Below are 18,382 nucleotides of genomic sequence, written 5' to 3' on the forward strand. Positions count from 1 at the left end.
CGGATGAAGTTTTGTAAAGGAGGGCAAAGATGCCAAGCAAGGGCCCAAGCAAGGGAAAAGGGGAGATGACCACCCGCGAAGCCGGGCGCCTGGGCGGCAACAAGGTCAAGGAAGAGTACGGGCACGAGTTCTACGCCGAGATCGGCCACAAGGGCGGCCAGATCGGCGGCCGCAAGGGCGGCAACACCACCAAGCAGAAGTACGGTCCCCAGTTCTACTCCGAGATCGGCAAGAAGGGCGGCAACAAGGTCCGCGAGCTGATCAACGCCGGCAAGAAGTCCCTGGGTCAGGAATAAGGGGCGATCGCCCCGCGTCGTTCGCCCCCGGGAGCCCGAAGGGCTCCCGGGGGCGAAGGTCATGCCTCGACGGCCGAGAGGGCCTCGGCCATGTCGTGGAACTCGTCCTCGCTGAGGACCGGCAGGCCGAGCTTCTCGGCCTTCTCGAGCTTGGAGCCCGCGTCGGCCCCGGCCACCAGGTAGTCGGTCTTCTTGGTGACGCTGCTCGAGGCCGAGCCGCCGAGCCGCGTCACCAGGGCCTCCGCGTCGGGGCGGCTCATTCGCGTGAGCTTGCCCGTGAAGACGAAGGTCTTGCCCGCGAGCGGGCCCATCACGGGCACGTCCGGCTCGCCCGGAAGCTCCATCGAAACGCCCGCCGCGCGCAGCTTGGCGAGGACCTCCTGGTTGTGCGCCTCGGCGAAGAAGTCCACCAGGCTCTCGCTGAGGCTAGGACCGATGGTGGCGATGGCCTGCAGCTCCTGGACGCTCGCCTGCGAGAGACGCTCGATCGAGCGGTAGCGCCTGGCCAGGAGGCGCGCGGTCTGCTCGCCGATCTCGTGGATGCCGAGGGCGAAGACCAGGCGATCGAGCGGCTGCTGCTTGCTCGCCTCCAGGGCCGCGAGCAGGTTGTCGGCGCTCTTCTCGGCGAAGCGCGCCAGGCCGAGCAGCTGGTCGCGCGTCAGGTAGTAGACGTCCGCCACGTCCTTGACCAGGCCGTGCTCGACCAGGGTCTCGGCCACCTTGACGCCGAGGCCCTCCACGTCCATGGCCCGGCGGCTCGCGAAGTGCTTGATGGTCTCGACCAGCTGGGCCGGGCACTTCAGGCCGCCGGTGCAATAGCGGGCGACCTGACCTTCCAGGCGCACCGTGGCCGAGCCGCACACCGGGCAGCGCTCGGGCATCGCGAACGCTTGCTCGCTGCCGTCGCGCCGCTCGGGGATCGACTTGACGATCTGGGGGATCACGTCGCCGGCGCGCTGCACGACGACCCAGTCGCCGACCAGCAGGTCCTTGCGCGCGATCTCGTCCTCGTTGTGGAGGGTGGCGCGGCCGACGGTGACCCCGCCGATCTCGACCGGCTCCAGGTGCGCGACCGGGGTCAGGGTGCCGGTCCGGCCCACCTGGAGCTCGATGTCCAAGAGGCGGGTGGTGGCCTGGATGGCGGGGAACTTGTAGGCGATCGCCCAGCGGGGCTCGCGCCCGACCGAGCCGAGGCGATCCTGGTCGGCGAGGCTGTTGAGCTTGATGACCACCCCGTCGATCTCGAAGGCCAGAGCGTCGCGCTCGGCGCCGAACTCGCGGTAGGCCTTGATCACGGCCTCGAGGCCATTGACCAGGCGGATGCGGTCGTACACCGGGAAGCCCAGGCGCCCGGTCTGCTCCAGGGCCCCGTACTGGGTGGTGATCCCCTCCAGGCCGAGGGTGGCGTAGGCGAAGAAGCGCAAGGGCCGCTTGGCGGTGATGCGGGGGTCGAGCTGGCGCAGGGCCCCCGAGGCCGCGTTGCGGGGATTGGCGAAGAGGCTCTCGCCAGCCCCCGCACGCTCGGCGTTCATCTCCTCGAAGTCGGCCTTGGCCATGTAGACCTCGCCGCGCACCTCGATGGGGTGGTCCGAGGCGTAGGGGGGCAGATCCCAGGGGATGTCGCGGATGGTGCGGATGTTGGCGGTCACGTCCTCGCCCGTGACCCCGTCGCCGCGGGTGGCGGCCCGGACCAGGCGCCCGCGCTCGTAGATCAAGGAGACGGCAAGCCCGTCGATCTTGGGCTCGAGGGTGAAGGCCAGATCCCCCTCTCGGCCCAAAAGCTTGTGCAGTCGCGTGTCCCAGGCCGAAAGCTCCGCGTCGTCGAAGGAGTTGGCCAAGGAGAGCATGGGCACCCGGTGGGTGACGCTCTTGAAGCCGGTCTGGATGGGGGCGCCGACCCGCTGGGTGGGCGAGTCGGGAAGGGCGAGCTCGGGGTGCGCCGCCTCCAGCTCCTGCAGGCGCCGGAAGAGCCGGTCGAACTCCACGTCGCTGATGATCGGCTGGTTAAGCACGTTGTAGCGATAGTTGTGCTCGTCGATCTCGCGCGACAGGCGCTCGATCTCGGCCTGAGCGGCCTCGGTCGGCATGGCGGCTTCCTTTCCTGGCTTTTGGGAACCCCTTCGCTTTTGGGAGCCCCCTCATTCTAGCGAGATCCGCACCACGAGGGCAAGCGGCCCCTCGTGAAGACCCGGACGTCAAATCTTCACGCACTCGGGCCCGTCATCCCGCCTAAAACGGGACTTTCGTCCCTGGGCCCGGCTTTGCTCACTCGCTATAACTGAGGAAGGTACCCTGCTTGAAAAGGAGTCCCTCGTCATGCGCACGCCTTTCCTCCTCCGCGCGACCCTGGCGGCCCTGGCCGCATGCGCGCTCGGCGCGGGCAGCGCCCGGGCCTACCCGAACGCCGTCGTCTTCGCCCCCTCGGGCGACGTCAAGGGGCAAGGCCAGGCGGCCTTCCTGATGGCGGCCGGCCTCTACGGGGGCAACCCCGTCACCTGGGAGGGCTTCAACGTCGGCCTCCTGCCGAGCATGGCCTACGGCGAGAGCGGCCTGAGCTTCGGCGGGCTCGAGGTCGGCTGCGATGCGTCCAGCTTCGTCGGCCAGACGCCGGCCATCAAGGTGAACTTCAACGCCAAGCTCCAGCTCCTCTGCGAGACGGGCCTGGTGCCAAGCCTCGCCGTCGGCACCATGCAACACGCCCTCTTCACCCCCGAGCGCTCGCTCAAGATGACCTACGCCTCGCTCTCCAAGACCCTGAACTGGGGCGAGACCGGGCTCGGTCGCCTGACCCTGGGCGGCGCCCAGAACGCCCCGGCCGCGGCCGACCTGTTCGTCCCGACCGCCCCCTTCGACGCCAGCTCGAAGGGCTGCCTCATGGCGGGCTACGAGTCCCCCGCCTTCGGGCCGTGCTACCTGGCGGTGGACCACGTGGGCGGCATCAGCGAGGTCGGCGGCACCTACGCGGCCCTCAACCTCCAGACCGGCCCCGGCACCTACGCAGGGGTGGTCTACGCCCTGTCCAACGACCGGAGCGTCGTGGGCGGCGACTCGGTGTGGTTCTACATCTCGGCCGGCTGGGATACCCTCAAGGCCTTCAGCGGCCGCTAGGCCTGACAGAGCGGAGGACGCACCATGAAACAGTTCACCTCCAAGTTGCTCTTCGGCTTCGGCCTGCGGGGCAAGCTGGTCCGGCGCATCGGCGGGACCGCCTTCGCCCTGCTCATGGCCGTGGCGGCCGTCTATTACCTGAAGGCCGTCGCCATGGTCCAGGCCCAGGCCGAGGCCACCGCCCACGCCCAGACTCGGACCGCCGCCGCGCAGGTCGAGAGCCAGCTCAAGGCGATGAGCCGCGCCCCGTACCAGCTCGGCATGCTGGTCTCGGCCCTGCCCGATCTGCCCTACGAGTCTCTCGATCGCTACATCAAGCACTCGCTGGAAAGCACCCCGGCCGAGCACCTCTACGACCTGTACGTCTTCTACGACGACCGCTCGTGGAAGGACAAGCGCTCCAACGTGACCTACACCCGCGCGACCCTGCCCAACCAGGCCCAGCTCGGCTACGACTACCACGACCCGCAGCAGACCTGGTACTCCCTTCCCAAGGAGAAGCGCCGGCTCGCGGTCACCGAGCCCTACTTCGATGCCGGGGCGACCGACGTCGCCATGGTCAGCCTGACGCTGCCGGTCGAGCGCAACGGCCGCTTCCTCGGCGTCGTGGGCTCCGACTTCAAGCTGGACTCGCTCAGCCAGAGCGTCGGCACGCTGAAGTTCGCCGCCCAGGACTTCGAGGGCAAGAGCCAGAGCTTCGCCTTCCTCTTCTCCCAGGAAGGCAACCTCGTTTCCTTCCCCGACCCGAAGGCGCTGGTGACCAAGGACTCCCCGAGCCAGACGATCAAGAGCGTCGAGGGCGGGCGCTACGCCGCGCTCGCCGGATCCAAGGCCGGCGACGTCGTGCACGTCAAGCTGAAGGACGGCAAAGCAGCCATCGCCTTCATCGAGCAGGTCCCGCTCGCGGGCTGGACCCTCGCGATGGTCGTGCCCGAGGCCGAGATCCTCGCCCCAATCGCCAAGTTCCAAGCCTTCGGCTACGTGACCCTCGCCGTCGCCCTCCTCGTCCTGATCGTCATGCTGCTGATGCTCGCCAACCAGATCGCCCAGCCCCTGAGCCTCCTGAGCAAGGCCGCAGAGCACATGGCCCGGGGCGACACCAAGGTCGACGGGCTCCTGCCCAAGGCGACCGAAGGGGAGATGGGGCACCTGCGCGACGCCTTCCGGGCCATGGTCGCCCACCAGCAGACCATGGCCGAGGCGGCCGAGGCGATCGCCTCGGGGGATCTCAGCCGCACCGTCGTGCCCAAGGGCGCCTCCGACACCCTGGGTCTTGCCTTCGCCCGGATGACCTCCAACCTGCGCGACGTGGTGGCGCGGGTCCGTACCGCCTCGGACGTGGTCAGCCAGGGCGCCGAGCAGATCGGCAGCGCGAGCGGCGAGCTGACGCAGACCGTCCACGTCCAGGCCTCGAGCGCCGAGGAAACCTCGGCGGCGATGGAGGAGATGGCGGCCAACCTCCACTCGGTGGATTCGAGCGCCCAGGACCTCAGCCGCAAGGCCGAGGTGATCCGCGGCCAATCGAGCGAGCTCGCCGCCGCCGTCTCGCAAACCTCGAGCGCCATCGCCGAGCTCGCGGCCAGCATCCAGCAGGTGGCGGGCAACGTCGACGACGCCAACCGGGTCTCGGAGGAGGCCGCGAGCTCGGCCCAGGACGGCGAGCAAGCCGTCGTCAAGGCCGCCGAGGGCATGACCGCCATCAGCCGGACCATGGACGGCATCCGCGACACCATCCAGGTGCTCGACAGGCGCTCGGCCGAGATCGGGGCGATCGTCGAGGTGATCGACGACATCGCCGAGCAGACCAACCTCCTGGCCCTCAACGCCGCCATCGAGGCCGCCCGCGCCGGCGACGCGGGCCGGGGCTTCGCGGTGGTCGCCGACGAGGTGCGCAAGCTCGCCGAGCGCTCCGCCAAGGCCACTCGCGAGATCGCGGAGCTCATCAAGGGGATCCAGACCGAGACCGCCAAGGCCGTCGGCGTCACCCACCAGGGCGCCGCCACGGTCGAGCAGGGCGTCCAGCTCGCGAGCCACACCGGCGAGGCGCTCGGCCGGATCAAGGGAGCCGCACTGCGGGTCAAGGACCTGCTCGGCCAGGTCGCCACCGCCACCAGCGAGCAGACGCGCGCCGGCGGCCAGATCGTCGCGGCCACCGAGCAGATGGCCAGCGTCAACCGGCAGGTCACCACCGCGCTCGAGGAGATGAACCAGCTCACCCGCAGCGTCTCCTACGCCACCGGCGAGCAGCGACAGGGATCCGAGCAGGTGGTCCTGGCGGTCGAGAGCCTGAGCCGCAGCGCCCAGGAGGCCGCCAACGCCACCAACCAGGTCAGCGGCTCCGCCGAGGACCTGCGCGAACAGGCCCATGCCCTCCAGGAGGCCGTGGCCTTCTTCAAGGTGGACGACGCGCAGGCAGAGCTTGCGGCCTCTCCCCGGCCACGCCTCCTCGCCGGGCGCTAGCCGCCCGGCCGAAACGTCCCCGACCAGCTAGCCGCCCGGGCAGATGCCCGGGCGGCTAGCTGGCGAGATCCCAGACCATGGTCTATAAATATAGCGATCGAGCCCCCTTTCGGCCCCCTTCGCAGGCACATGACCCAGTCCTTTCGCTCCTCCGAGAACGCCTTGCCCCCCCGTGCGCCCTTCCGGCGCGCGGTGCTGGCGCTCTGCGCCGCGTCGTGCCTGGCCGGCTGCTTCAAGCTCCCCGCCCCGCGCTTCGAGCCGCCTCGCCGTGGCGGGAGCGACATCCGGCACCTGGTCGAAGGGGAGTGCAAGCTGCCCACCTCCTGCGACAACCGGGTGAGGATCCACGTCGGCGGCGAGAGCACGCACCAGGCGATGCTCGCCTTCATCCGCGCCGCGCGCCGCGCGCTCTACGTGGAGATGTTCATCTTCCACGACGATCCGACCGGCAAGGAGATCGCCGACGCCCTCGTGTCGCGCGCCAAGGAGGGCCTCGACGTCCGGATCCGGCTGGACTCGCTGGGGGTGGAGGGGGGCCGCACCGACTACCGGATGTTCGACTACCTGAGGCGCGGCGGGGTCCGGGTCCAGACCCACAACCCCTGGTACTGGAGCCTGAACGGCTTCAACGTGACGCACCGCAAGCTGTTCGTGGCCGATCAGCAGCGGGCGCTGACCGGTGGGGTCAACGTGGGCGACGAGTACCGCTACCACTACTACGACGCCATGCTCGAGATCGAAGGGGAGGCCGCCGGCCAGATCGCCCGGGTCTTCAAGGAGGCCTGGGGCGAGGACCTGGCCGCCTCGGCGAGCGAGCCGAAAGCCCCCGTTGCCCCGGGAGCGGAGCCCCTGCAGATCGCGCTCGCCTCGCCGGGAACCTCCCAGGCCCACGAGATCCGCGACGCCTACCTCACGGCGGCGCTCGGCGCCAGCGAGAGCCTGGATGCGGCCTTCCCCTACTTCTGGGACGAGGAGCTGGTCTCGGCCTTCGCCGAGGCCGCCCGCCGGGGAGTCCGCGTGAGGATCCTGCTGCCCGACTGGAGCCGCTTCGACGCCTTTCACCTGCTCAACCAGTCGAGCGCGAGGCGGCTGGCGGCCTCCGGCGCCCAGGTCGCCCTGGTCAAGGAGAAGTTCCTGCACCTCAAGTACCTGGCGGCGGACCGGCTGTGGGCGAGCCTGGGCTCGGCCAACGGCGACACGCGAAGCCTGAGCGAGAACTACGAGCTCAACGTGTTCTTCCTGCGCCGGCAAACGGTGCACGCGATCGACGACCTGGTCTACGAGCCCCTCTGGCAGGGCGCGCACCGCGTCAGCCTGCAAGCCGAGTTCGAGCCGCCGGCCGCCAAGGGCTGGACCCTTCCCCTGCTGGAGGGGATCAAGGGCTGGTTTTGAAAAATCTCCCCGCCAACGGCAGGGAGACGAACGAACGGGGGGATGCCGCGCTACAGGTAGCTGGAGGCGAGGGTGCGCTGCTCCTCGAGGACCTTCGAGACCTGCTCGAGGGTGCAGAAGCCGAGGCGGATGACCAGGTGCCCCAGAAGCAGGCCGGTCTGCTCGTGCTCGCGGATCGCCTCCTCGAGCTGCTCGGGACTCATCAGGCCGCGGCGCACCAGCATCTGGCCGAGGCGCATGTCTCGGTACTGCTGCTCGAGCTGCCCCTCGAGCTGGGAGAAGGTGAGGTAACCCAGGCCGAACAACAGCTCGCCCAGGCGCATGTAGGGCTTCTTGGCCTGCTCGGTCAGCGCGTGCTCGAGCTGGGCGTCGGTGATGATGCCCTGCGAGACCAGCACCTGGCCCAGACGCTCCTTGCGGGGTCCCTGTTGCGACATCGCGCCTCCTCATGGATTTCGGTGGCTGGTGAGCCCACTTGGTCAAAGACGCCCCATTCTAGCCTTTTTGGCCCCATGCTGTAAATTGGAGGGGGATCCGGCACCGAGGAGAACGCGATGGGCACCCTGATCAAGCACGGCGAAATCGTCACGGCCACCGAGCGCATGCGCGCCGACGTCTACGTCGAGGACGGCACCATCCAGGCAATCGCCTCGCGCCTCGACGCCAGGCCCGGCGACACGGTCATCGACGCCGGCGGCTGCTACGTCTTCCCCGGCGGGATCGACGTCCACACCCACCTGGACATGCCCTTCATGGGCACGGTCTCGACCGACGACTTCGAGACCGGCACCCGCGCGGCCGCCGTCGGCGGCACCACCGGGGTGATCGACTTCGTGATGCCCGAGAAGGGCCAGCCCCTCATGGACGCCCTCTCGGTCTGGCACGCCAAGGCGCGCGGCAGGGCCGTGAGCGACTACGCCTTCCACATGGCCGTGACCCACTACAGCGACGCGGTCGGCCGCGAGCTGCCCCGGGTGGTCGAGGCGGGGGTCACCTCCTTCAAGACCTTCATGGCCTACAAGGGCTCCATCGGGATCGACGATGCGGGCCTGTTCCAGGTCATGCGCAAGACGCGCGATCTCGGCGCGCTGGTCACCGTCCACGCCGAGAACGCCGAGGTGGTCGACGGCCTGGTGCGCGAGCTGGTCGCCGAGGGCAAGCTCCACCCGCGCTACCACGCCCTCTCGCGGCCGGCCCTGGCCGAGGCCGAGGCGACCCACCGTGCGATCGCCCTGGCCGAGATCAACGATCGCTCGCTCTACATCGTCCACCTGACCTGCGACGAGGCCCTCGCCCACGTCAAGCACGCCCACTGCCGGGGCCGGCACGTCATGGCCGAGACCTGCCCCCAGTACCTGCTGCTGGACGACTCGCGCTACGACGAGCCCGACTTCGAGGGCGCCAAGTACGTCATGAGCCCGCCCTTGCGCAAGCCCAAGGACAACGAGGCGCTCTGGCAGGCGCTCGCGGCGGGCTACATCCAGACCGTCGCCACCGACCACTGCCCCTTCGACTTCGAGGGCGCCAAGCAGATGGGCCGCGACGACTTCTCCAAGATCCCGAACGGAGCTCCCGGCATCGAGGACCGGCTCGCCCTGCTCTACACCTACGGGGTCGTGCCGGGGCGGATCTCGCTCAACCGCTTCGTCGAGGTCTTCGCCACCAACCCGGCCAGGATCTTCGGCCTCCACCCCCGCAAGGGCACCGTCTGCGTGGGCGCGGACGCCGATCTGGTGGTCTTCGATCCCACCATCAAGGGCCGGATCTCGGCCAAGACGCATCACCAGCGGGTGGACTACAACCCCTTCGAGGGCTTCGAGACGATCGGCGCGCCGACCCACGTGCTGATCAACGGCCGGGTCGCGGTCGAGGGCGGCAAGTACGTGGGCGAGCCCGGCACGGGCCGCTACCTGCCCCGCTCGCCCGTGACGCCCCTCCAGAAATCCGAAGCGCTCAGGGCCCGGTAGGGGACACGAACCGCGTCCTCACCTCACCTCCACCGCCATCGTCGCGCACAGCGCCCCCGACCAGGCCACGATCCAGGCCGAGCCGGTCGCCGCCGCCGTGAAGACGGCGCCCGAGCCCGCGCTCTCGATCGTCCCGACGCCTGATGCGCTCGAACCCGGGCGCGTCAGGCGCAGGGGATCGAGCACCTCCCAGCGCGTGATCGTGGGCGCCGACACCACCTGAGCATCGGTGTCGAGCGCGCTCGAGACGCTGACGGCGAAGGGCTCGCCCACCGCGAGCGGCCGCGGAGCGCTGGAGGGGAGCACCAGGCGCGAGAGGACCCGAAAGGGCGTCGTGCTCGTGCCCGGGATGCCGTCGGCCAGGACGGTGAGCGGACCGGTGGCGGCCCCGACGGGCACCGAGGCCGTCAGGACCCCGTCCTCGAGGACCGCGGCGCTCCGGGCCGGCCCCAGCTCCAGGGCGAAGGGGCCGCGGTCGCCGAACGCGCCGCGGACCACCACCTTGACCCCGGGCCCGCCGTTGGTCGGGGTGAAGGCGATGCCCTGCGGGACGAGGCTTGGAATCAGGTCCAGCGAGACGGTGGTGCGCTGGTTGGGGCGAAGGGTGACGCCCGTCGCCTCGGCCGAGGCGACGGGGAGGCTGGTCGAGGCCTGATCCGCGCGGAAGGCTTCGGCACGGACGACCAGACCCGTGGCGGCGGCGAGGGTGAGGCTCGCCGTGGCGGTGCGCGACGCGCCCTCCTGGGCCGGGCGGCTCAGGGGAAGGGACGAGAGGAGGGTATCCCCCTTGCGCACCTGCACCCAGAGGGTCTCGGCGCTCAGCGGGATCTGCTGGGGTGAGCGGCGGGGCCACTGGACCCCGAGCAGCAGGGTCGCCCCCGCCCCCGGGGGGGCCGCGTCCCTCAAAGCCGAGGCCTGCGGCATCGCCGCGCGGCAGCCCGAGAGGACGATCACCAGGATGGCGCATTTCAGACGGCGTCGCATCGGGGCCTCCTCCTACTACCGGACGATCACGCTCAGCGCGCTGGTGGAGCGGACCTCGACCGTCACCTCCCGGAAGACGTTCGGGTCGTCGCTCGCCACGCAGCGCACGCGATAGTCGCCCGCAACGGTCGTCGGCCTGGTCGCGACCAGGCCCGTGGGGCCGACAGAGAGCTGGCCTCCCGAGCGGTCCAGCCACCTGATCGGGGCAGGGAAGCCGTCGCTTCGCGTGGCACTGCCCGAGAGCTGGTGCTGGGTCGGCAGGCCGAGGCTCGAAGCGGGGTCGCTCGGGATCAGGAAGAGGACCAGGTGAGCGCGCGAGACCGAAACCTCCCTGATCGCCACCAGGGGGGTGGCCGCGGGCTTGGGGGTGGGCTCCGGGGTCCTGGGGGCCTCGAAGGGGGTGGGGGTGGCGCTCGGAGTCCCTTGCCCCGTCCCGGGCGCGACCCCGCCCGTCATCCCGGAGTCCGAGCGAGCGCTCCCAGGCGCGATCGCCTGCACCGCGATCAGGGGCTCGTCCTCCTCGGCGGCGAGGCAGCCCGACAGAGCCAGCACGACGAGTCCCAGGCAGGTCGTTCCTCTGGTGCGCGACGGCATGGCACCCTCCCTTTTTTGACTTTTTTACTATTCATGATTCATGAATCATATCTACCCATGAACGAAAAATAGTAATCAAATCAAAAAAAACACCCGGAAGCATCGGCTTCCGGGTGGTCTCGAGACGATCGGCCCGCTCAGGGCGAAAGCAGCATGGAAGGCACCGTGAGGCCCTTGTAGTGCGTCACCTCGCGCGGGGCGCCTGCCACCTCGACGATGTCGATGCAGTCCACGGGGCAGACGTGCGAGCACAGCGAGCAGCCCGTGCAGCGATCCAGGTGGACCAGGGGCACGCCGCGCTCCTTGATCGGGGTGCCGGGCGGGTGCGGCACCGTGATGGCCTGGTAGGCCGCATCGTTGCACGCGGTGACGCACTTGTCGCACTTGATGCACCGGGCCGCGTCGATCACCGCCTTGGGGCGATGGTCGAAGTCGAGCGCCGCGTGGGGGGCGAGGTTGGGCAGGGCGCGGCCCACGACCTCCTCGAGGCGCGAGAAGCCCTTGCGCTCGAGATAGGCCTCGAGCCCCTCCTTCAGCTCGGTGATGATGCCGAAGCCGCGCAGCATGACCTCGGTGCAGACCTGGAGGTTGGTCGCCCCGAGCGCGAGGAACTCGACCGCGTCGCGCCAGGTGGCGATGCCGCCGGTCGCGGAGATGGCCGCCCCCGGGTGGCGCAGGGCGATGTCGCTGACGGCCTTGAGGGCGATCGGCTTGATCGCAGCGCCCGAGTAGCCGCCGTAGGTGGTTTGGCCCCGCACGCTCGGGCGCACCGAGAAGTCCTCCACGTCCACGCCCATCAGGACGTTGACGGTGTTGATGGCCGAGACGGCGTGCGCGCCGTTGGAGAAGGCCTCGGTGGCCGGCACGTTGATGTCGGTGACGTTGGGCGAGAGCTTGATGATGACGGGTACCCGGGCGACCTCGGTGACCCAGCGGGCGATGTTGCCCGTCACCACCGGGTCCTGGGAGCAGACCGACCCCATTCCCCGCTCGGGCATGCCGTGAGGGCAGCCCAGGTTGCACTCGATCATGTCGCAGCCCGCGTCCTGGAAGAGGCGCACCAGCTCCTTCCAGTCGTGCTCGCTGGTGCCCGCGGCCATCACCGAGCCGATCAGGACATGCTCGGGAAAGCGATCCTTGAGCCACCGGCACTCCGTAAGCCACACCTCGAGGGGGCGATCGCTGATCAGCTCGATGTTCTCGAAGCCGAACATGCGGCGATTGCCGACGTTGAGCGTGGCGAAGCGGGGGCTGACGTTGTCGATCCGCTCGTGAGCAGGCCCCGCCGTCTTGATGACGGCCCCGCCCCAGCCCGCCTCGAAGGCCCGCGCGATCATCTCGCCGGTCGTGGTGGGCGGCGCCGAGGCGAGGGTGAAGGGGTTCGCGAACCGAACCCCGGCAAACGAGATACTGAGGGACATTCAAGCCTCCCTGGCAGGCCGATACGCCTGTTTGGCCGATGGCGCGGCCGCGGGTCTACCTGCTCAAAAGCCTACCATGCCGCTCGGCCCGGCGGCGCACGGATGCCTGGTCCCTTGCCCCGATCGGTGGTAGAATTCCCGGACCAGGCGTTTCATCGCAACAGAAGGAGAGGCTTCATGGATCATCTTCGAGCCGGTGCCGGAGCCGGCGCCCCGCTGGTGCCCGCCGTGGCCAACGAGAGCAAGACCCAGCAGGAGTGGGAGTACGAGTACCTCGAGGACCTGGGCAGCGACCCGAAGGGGCGCCTCAACGAGCTCGGCAAGGACGGCTGGATGCTCGTGAGCGCCGCGCCCTTCATCTTCCGCCGCCCCAAGCTCGCGGACGAGAGCAAGACCCGCGGCCGCGTGGGCTTCTCGCGCCAGTAGGTTTTAAACGAGCAAGCCCCCGGGAACAAGATCCCCTAGCGTCCCCCCTCTCGACAAGCGGGACGCTGGGGGATCGAACGTATGCAGCAACCACCCAAAGGCTCGCCCCAGCGGGGCACCCAGCCCCTGCGGCAGGGCACGACCCGGCCCTTCTCGGACACCTTCGTCCCGTCGGGGGGCCCCGCCGCCCCGGCCCAGCAGCGCGGCACCCGCCCCCTCCAGCCGCTCTCGCCAGACGCCCTCAAGACCCTGGTGCCCCAGCGACTCACCGAGGTCCAGAAGGACCTGGACTACGTCCGGCACCTGACGACCCTCTTCTCGACCCCCGTCACCCTCCTGCGCTACGCCGCCCACCTGGTGGATGCGCCGCCGGCGCCCGAGGCGCCGGCCGCGGTCGAGGAAACGGGCCCTTCCGGCGAGGAGACCCCGTTGGATCAGCCCGAGGAAGGCGAGGCGGCGCCTCTCGAGCCCGAGGACCCGACGCCTGTTCCCTTTCGTGGCCTGACCACGGCGCAGCGCGCGCTCGCCCACGACGTGGCCGAGGTGCTGAAGCGCGACCCCAAGCTCAAGCAGCGCGCCATGGTCGCCCTGTTCCAGTTCGACGACACCCACCGGAACTACCGCGAGGCCGCGGAGCTGATGGACGAGATCTACGGCTGCGACTTCGCCGCGGCATGGGAGCGCCTCCCCCTGCTCGGCATCGAGCGCCTCAAGGGGAAGGCCTACGCGATCTGCGGCTTCTACGAGAACTTCAAGCACGACCCGGTGATCAACCGGGTCTTCCCCGCTCCCAGCAACGGCGGTGGCGGCGCCACCGGGCCGCTCAACGCCCCGGGCGGCCGCACCGGCCCCCTGGTCCAGCCCGTGGTCCAGCCCGTGAGCCAGCCGGTGACCGACACGAGCCTCACGCCGAGCGGCCTGCTCGGCAAGATCAAGGGCCTCTTCGGGAAGTGATCCCCCGGCTCAGTGGCCGCCCCCCAGGTCCGGTTCGTAGCGCGTGACCCGGTTGCGGCCGTTGCGCTTGGAGGCGTAGAGGGCCTGATCGGCGAACTCGACCAGCTCCACCGGGGTCTTGGCGTGCGGTCCGAGGGAGGCCACCCCGATCGAGACGTAGACGTGGAGGATCTCGCCGCCCGGCCCCTGCAGGTCGGTCCCGGCGATCGCCTCGCGGAGGCGCTCGGCCAGGACCATGGCCCCCGCCTCGTCGGTCTCGGGCATCAGGACCAGCATCTCCTCGCCGCCGAAGCGCCCCGGGATGTCCACGTCCTCGCGGATCTGCGCCTTGATGACGCCGGCGACCAGCCTCAGGACGTCGTCGCCCGTGGCGTGGCCGTAGGTGTCGTTGAACTTCTTGAAGTGGTCGATGTCCATCATCGCGAGGCTCAAGGGCGTGCCGTAGCGCTGGGCCCGGCGCACCTCGCTGGCGAGGCGCTGCTCGAAGTACGACCGGACGTAGAGGCGCGTCAGGCCGTCCACCGTGGCCCGCTCGTAGAGCTTGGCGTTCTGGATGGCGACCGAGGCCTGGCTCGCGATCGCCTGGAGCAGGTCCAGGTCGCGTGGGCCGAACGCGTTGACCACCGCCTGCGAGTCCACGTACAGGACCCCCAGAGGCTCCTGCTTGACCATCAGGGGCACGCACATGACGGTGCGCAGGTTGAGGTCGAGGATCGACTGCTGGGCCTGGAACTGGGCGTGGTCCTTGGTGTCGAGCACGCACTCCGCCTCGAGGGTCGCAAGCACCCGCTGGGTGATGCTGCCCGAGACCTTCTCGCTCGAGTCCGTCAGGACGTTGCCCGCGCGGTCCTTGGCGTGGTGGACATGCAGCTGCTCGCCGTCGTCGGTCAACAGGATGAAGCAGCGATCGGCGCCCGTCAGCTTGAGCGTGAAGTCGACGATGTTGTCGATGACCTCCGCGAGCACCAGGGTGGTGCTGACGGTGCGCGCCAGGGTGTTGAGCATCTCGAGCTGGCGCGAGTGGGCCTCGCGCTCGGCGTCGAGGCGCAGGTTGGCCTGGGCCTGGACGGCCTGGGCCGCTCGCGCCTCAGCGAGCTGCGAGCGCAAGGCCTCGATCTCCTTGAGGGACGCGAGATAGCGGCCGTCATCCGAGCGCGCCCCGGCGTCCTCGGAAGGCGACAGGTCGCCGCGCCACACCCGCCACAGCTCGTCGAGCGAGAGCAGCTCCTCGCGCGCGGCCTCGTCCGCGCAGGTTGAAAGCAGGGCATCGAGGGCCTTGCGGGCCTCGGCCAGGAGGCGATAGGCCTCGGCCGAGCGACCTTCGAGACGCGCCAGCCCGAAGGTCGCCGCGAGCTTGAGGCGCGGCGAGTCCCCGGCCCGGCGGGCCTGCTCGAGGGCCTCGCGCGCCTCTCGAACGTTGCCGAGGCGCCCCAGGGCCTGGCCGCGAAGCCAGTGGGCGACGCCCTCCACGTGGGAGGCGCCGCAGGAGGCCGCTGCCGCGGCCGCGGCCGCGGCAGCCGCCTCCTGCTCGCACAGCGCGTTTTCCGCCCATGCGCGGGCGAGCAGACCGCGCGCCCGGGCGCCATGCGCCTGGTTGGTCTCGGCCCAGGCGACGAGGCGATCGCTCTTCTCGCGCGCCTCGGCCCCCTCGCCGAGGCGAGCGGCGAGCTCGGCCCCGAGCGAAAGCAGCTTCGGGTCGTACTCGTGGATGCCGGTCGAGGCGCTGAGGGCCGTGGCAGACTCGAGCCGGGCCTGGGCCGAGAGGAGGCGCCCGAGCAAAAGCTCCACCTCCACCGCGTAGCTTTCGACCGTCACGTCGAGGTAGGAGTTGCGGGTCCTCTCGGCCACCGCCCGGGCCGAGCGCAGGCAGGCGTCAGCCGGGGCGCAGGCCCCCAGCTGGGCGTGAGCGACGGCCTCGACCATCAGGGAAATGCCCTCGTAGAGCGGGTTGCCGGAAGCAGCCGCCGCCTCGGCCGCGGCGCGGGAATGGGCGGCCGAATCGGCGAAGCATCCGAGCTCGTACGAGGCCATCCCCAGGTTGATGAGGGCGCAGATCCCGTCGTCCTTGATCCCAAGCTCGCCGCAGAGCACGCGCGTCCGCTCGAACGAGGCCAGGGCGCCATCGTAGCGGCCTACCGACATCTGGGCGTTGCCGAGCAGGTTGAAGGTGTCGTTGAGGCCGGCCTTGTCGCCCAGGCTCTCCTTGACCGAGCGGGACTCGTCGAGGCAGGCGAGGCCCGTCGCGATGCGCTCGGGGTCCCCCTGGACGTACATCAGGCCCAAGAAGCCGAGGCACGAGCTGAGCATGGCCTGATCGTCGCGCTCGCGGGCGATCGCGAGCGCCTCCTCGGTGCGCGCGACGGCCGAGGCCGCGTCCCCCTTGAAGTTGTGGAGCCTTCCCATGGCGAAGCGCACCCGCGCCCCCTCGGCCGGGTCCGGATGGCGGTCGAGGGCCGCGAGGGCCTCGGTCATGCAGGCGAGGGCCTCGTCGTACTGTGAGCGGACCTGGTGGAGGATCCCCAGGCTGTAGAGCAGGGAGGCCTCGCGGCCGGTGCCGCCCAGCGCGCGCGCGATGGCCAGGGCCTCCTGGTAGTGGCGGCCGGCGACGTCGAGCTCGGACGAGTAGCGGGCGATGTCCCCCAGGCCCTGCAAAAAGCCGAGGCGATCGATCGCCTCGCTCGCGTGCGGCAGGCCCGCCTCGAGCATGGTCCGGGCCTGGTCAAGGCCGAAGAGCGAGAGGCTCTTGCGGGCGGCGGCGAGGGCCGGGCGCACCCCGTTCGAGGGCGACGCGCTGGCCAGCTGGTGGCGCGCCAGCTCGAAGAGGGCCTCGAGCCGGTCGTCCCCCGCGAGCTCCACCGAGAGGACCTCGGCGATGCGGGTGTGGAGCGCGAGACGCTCGGACGCCGCGAGGCGCGCGTCGAGCAGCTCGGCGAACTGGGTGCCGACGAACCGCACGATCCCCTCGTCCTCGCGCAGGATGCCCTCGGCCGCGAGCTGGGCGAGGGCCTCGAAGCGCGCGTCCTCGTCGCAAACAACCAGGCGCTGAAGGCGGGCGGCGGGGAAGGGCTGGGCCATGACCGCGGCGAGCTCGGCGATCTCTCGCGAGAGCGGGGCGAGGCGATCGAGGCGGCGCAAGAGCAGGTCGTGAATGCTCGAGGGCAGGTCCGCGGCAGTGATCGAGAGGCCCTCGGTCCGCCAGCGGCCCTGGCTGCGGCGCAGGAGGCCCTCCTGGTGGAGGTGGCGCAGGGCTCCCTCGACGAAGAGCGGGTTGCCGAGCGTGGCGCCCTCGAGCCGCTCCAGGAAGGCGGGCTCCAGGTCGCGGTGGCCGAGGATCGCCTCGGTCATCTCGCGCACCTCGCTCGTGGCGAGCGGCGGCAGGGCCATGGCGCCGGGGATGTCCTCGCGGCCGGCCGTGACCAGGAGCAAGGGGTGGCCTTCGAGCTTGCTTGCGATCGCAGCCGACAGCTCCTGGCTGCTCGCATCCGCCAAGTGCCAGTCGTCCAGGATGAGCACGAGCCCGCCGGTTCCGGCCACGCAGGCGAAGAGCTCCACGATCGCCCCCTGGAGGCGGGCCTTCTCCTTCTGGGGGTCGAGCCCGGCCGTGGCCCCTTCCGGGGCCAGCTCGGACAGCAGGCTCGAGAGCGGCAGGCAGAAGGGCGCGCGCGCCTCGGGAGAAAGCGTGGCGACGGCCGCGCGCAGCACCGGCACGAAGGCGGCGTAGGGGGCCCCCTCCTCCTGGCAGGCGGCATTCAGGACCGGCAGGCCCGCGAGCTGCGCCTGGAAGCGAAGCTCCTCGAGCAGGCGCGTCTTGCCGAGGCCCGGAGCCGCCGTGAAGGCGAGGGTGGTCAGCGCCCGGCGCGAGAGGGCCGAGAGCCCGTCGCTGAAGGCGGCGAGCGCCTCGTGACGCCCCACGAACGGGCTCGCCCCGAGCATGCCGGAGTCGTCCTCGTCCTGGGCCTCGCCGAGAGCGGCGAGCAGCTCGTGGCACGACTGGAAGCGCGAAAGCGGGTCCTTGGCCAGCAGGCGCATGACCACGGCCTCGAGCTCGGGCGACACCTCCGGGCAGAGGGGGGAGATCGGCTCGGGGGCCTCCTCCAGGTGGGCGCGCAGCACCGTCACCGGGTCGTCCCCTTCGAAGGGGACCCGGCCGGTGAGCAGGTGGTAGGCGAGGGCGCCGGCCGAGTAGAGGTCCGAGCGGGCATCGAGCTTGGCGCCGCGCGCCACCTCGGGCGACATGTAGGCGAGGGTGCCCTTGATGCCGCCGCCCGGCTGGCCCGAGGGGCCCATCAGGCCGAAGTCCATGAGCTTGAGGCGGCCGTCCGGGGTCAGGCGGATGTTCTCGGGCTTGATGTCGCAGTGGACCAGCCCCTGCTGGTGGATGTAGGCGAGGGCCCGGGCGAGCTGCACCAGGAGCCGGCGAACCTCGTCGCTCGAGAGGGGCAAGAGCGCATCGAGGCCGTCGCCGGGGACGACCTCCATGGTGAAGAAGGGGGTGCCGTCCTCGAGCGTCCCGAAGTCGTGGACCTCGACCAGGTTTGGGTGGCGCAGGCGCGCCATGGCCCGGAACTCTTGCCGGAAGCGGCGCGCGGCGTCCTCTGGATCGGCGGCCTGCTGCAGTGAAAGGGTCTTGAGGGCGAGCCGCTTGCCGTTGGTCAGGTCCTCGGCGAGGTAGACGCACCCCATGCCGCCCCGGCCCAGCAGGGAGAGAACGCGGTACCGATGGGTAAGCTGCTCGATCATCGCCCCTCGCCATCACGCAGGGCGCAAGATCGCCCTCGAA

13 protein-coding genes are annotated in these 18,382 nt (G+C 70.4%); 7 read left to right on the top strand and 6 right to left on the bottom strand.

What is annotated here, in order from left to right; all coding sequences use genetic code 11:
• Nucleotides 1-65 precede the first annotated feature (65 nt).
• Nucleotides 66-296: a hypothetical protein gene (locus V6D00_06525; GenBank protein HEY9898820.1), complete on the top strand. Its 231-nt coding sequence runs from the start codon at nucleotides 66-68 to the stop codon at nucleotides 294-296.
• A 59-nt stretch (nucleotides 297-355) separates the two neighbouring features.
• Here V6D00_06525 and ligA read toward each other — a convergent pair whose 3' ends face one another.
• A complete protein-coding gene (gene ligA / locus V6D00_06530; protein HEY9898821.1) occupies nucleotides 356-2,383 on the bottom strand; it encodes an NAD-dependent DNA ligase LigA in 2,028 nt (675 codons plus the stop codon).
• 229 nt (nucleotides 2,384-2,612) lie between these two features.
• On the opposite strand from ligA, the gene V6D00_06535 reads away from it, so the two are divergent.
• From V6D00_06535 to V6D00_06545, 3 genes are all read left to right on the top strand, one after another.
• Nucleotides 2,613-3,404, top strand: a complete 792-nt coding sequence (locus V6D00_06535; GenBank protein ID HEY9898822.1) for a hypothetical protein — start codon at nucleotides 2,613-2,615, stop codon at nucleotides 3,402-3,404.
• 24 nt (nucleotides 3,405-3,428) lie between these two features.
• The gene (locus tag V6D00_06540; GenBank protein ID HEY9898823.1) at nucleotides 3,429-5,864 is read left to right on the top strand and encodes a methyl-accepting chemotaxis protein; all 2,436 of its coding nucleotides are present in this window, start codon (nucleotides 3,429-3,431) and stop codon (nucleotides 5,862-5,864) included.
• A 129-nt stretch (nucleotides 5,865-5,993) separates the two neighbouring features.
• Nucleotides 5,994-7,256, top strand: coding sequence for a phosphatidylserine/phosphatidylglycerophosphate/cardiolipin synthase family protein (locus tag V6D00_06545; GenBank protein ID HEY9898824.1), 1,263 nt, complete (start codon nucleotides 5,994-5,996; stop codon nucleotides 7,254-7,256).
• Nucleotides 7,257-7,306: 50 nt separating this feature from the next.
• On the opposite strand, the gene V6D00_06550 is transcribed toward V6D00_06545, so the two are convergent.
• Nucleotides 7,307-7,693 (bottom strand): hypothetical protein, encoded by a 387-nt coding sequence (locus V6D00_06550; protein HEY9898825.1) that lies wholly within the window; start codon nucleotides 7,691-7,693, stop codon nucleotides 7,307-7,309.
• A 117-nt stretch (nucleotides 7,694-7,810) separates the two neighbouring features.
• On the opposite strand from V6D00_06550, the gene hydA reads away from it, so the two are divergent.
• Nucleotides 7,811-9,223, top strand: coding sequence for a dihydropyrimidinase (gene hydA, locus V6D00_06555; protein HEY9898826.1), 1,413 nt, complete (start codon nucleotides 7,811-7,813; stop codon nucleotides 9,221-9,223).
• 18 nt (nucleotides 9,224-9,241) lie between these two features.
• On the opposite strand, the gene V6D00_06560 is transcribed toward hydA, so the two are convergent.
• The 3 genes from V6D00_06560 to preA all read right to left on the bottom strand — a co-directional run bounded on the left by V6D00_06560 (nucleotide 9,242) and on the right by preA (nucleotide 12,222).
• Nucleotides 9,242-10,207, bottom strand: a complete 966-nt coding sequence (locus V6D00_06560; protein HEY9898827.1) for a hypothetical protein — start codon at nucleotides 10,205-10,207, stop codon at nucleotides 9,242-9,244.
• A 15-nt stretch (nucleotides 10,208-10,222) separates the two neighbouring features.
• Complete coding sequence (locus V6D00_06565; protein ID HEY9898828.1) at nucleotides 10,223-10,801, bottom strand: hypothetical protein; 579 nt, start codon at nucleotides 10,799-10,801, stop codon at nucleotides 10,223-10,225.
• A gap of 137 nt (nucleotides 10,802-10,938) precedes the next feature.
• A complete protein-coding gene (preA, locus tag V6D00_06570; GenBank protein HEY9898829.1) occupies nucleotides 10,939-12,222 on the bottom strand; it encodes an NAD-dependent dihydropyrimidine dehydrogenase subunit PreA in 1,284 nt (427 codons plus the stop codon).
• Nucleotides 12,223-12,399: 177 nt separating this feature from the next.
• Here preA and V6D00_06575 point away from each other — a divergent pair, with 177 nt between their 5' ends.
• Nucleotides 12,400-12,648 (top strand): hypothetical protein, encoded by a 249-nt coding sequence (locus tag V6D00_06575; protein HEY9898830.1) that lies wholly within the window; start codon nucleotides 12,400-12,402, stop codon nucleotides 12,646-12,648.
• 81 nt (nucleotides 12,649-12,729) lie between these two features.
• Nucleotides 12,730-13,602, top strand: a complete 873-nt coding sequence (locus V6D00_06580; protein ID HEY9898831.1) for a hypothetical protein — start codon at nucleotides 12,730-12,732, stop codon at nucleotides 13,600-13,602.
• A gap of 9 nt (nucleotides 13,603-13,611) precedes the next feature.
• Here V6D00_06580 and V6D00_06585 read toward each other — a convergent pair whose 3' ends face one another.
• Complete coding sequence (locus tag V6D00_06585; GenBank protein ID HEY9898832.1) at nucleotides 13,612-18,342, bottom strand: diguanylate cyclase; 4,731 nt, start codon at nucleotides 18,340-18,342, stop codon at nucleotides 13,612-13,614.
• Nucleotides 18,343-18,382 lie beyond the last annotated feature (40 nt).

It is taken from the genome of Pantanalinema sp. (assembly GCA_036704125.1).
GTDB lineage: Bacteria > Cyanobacteriota > Sericytochromatia > S15B-MN24 > UBA4093 > JAGIBK01.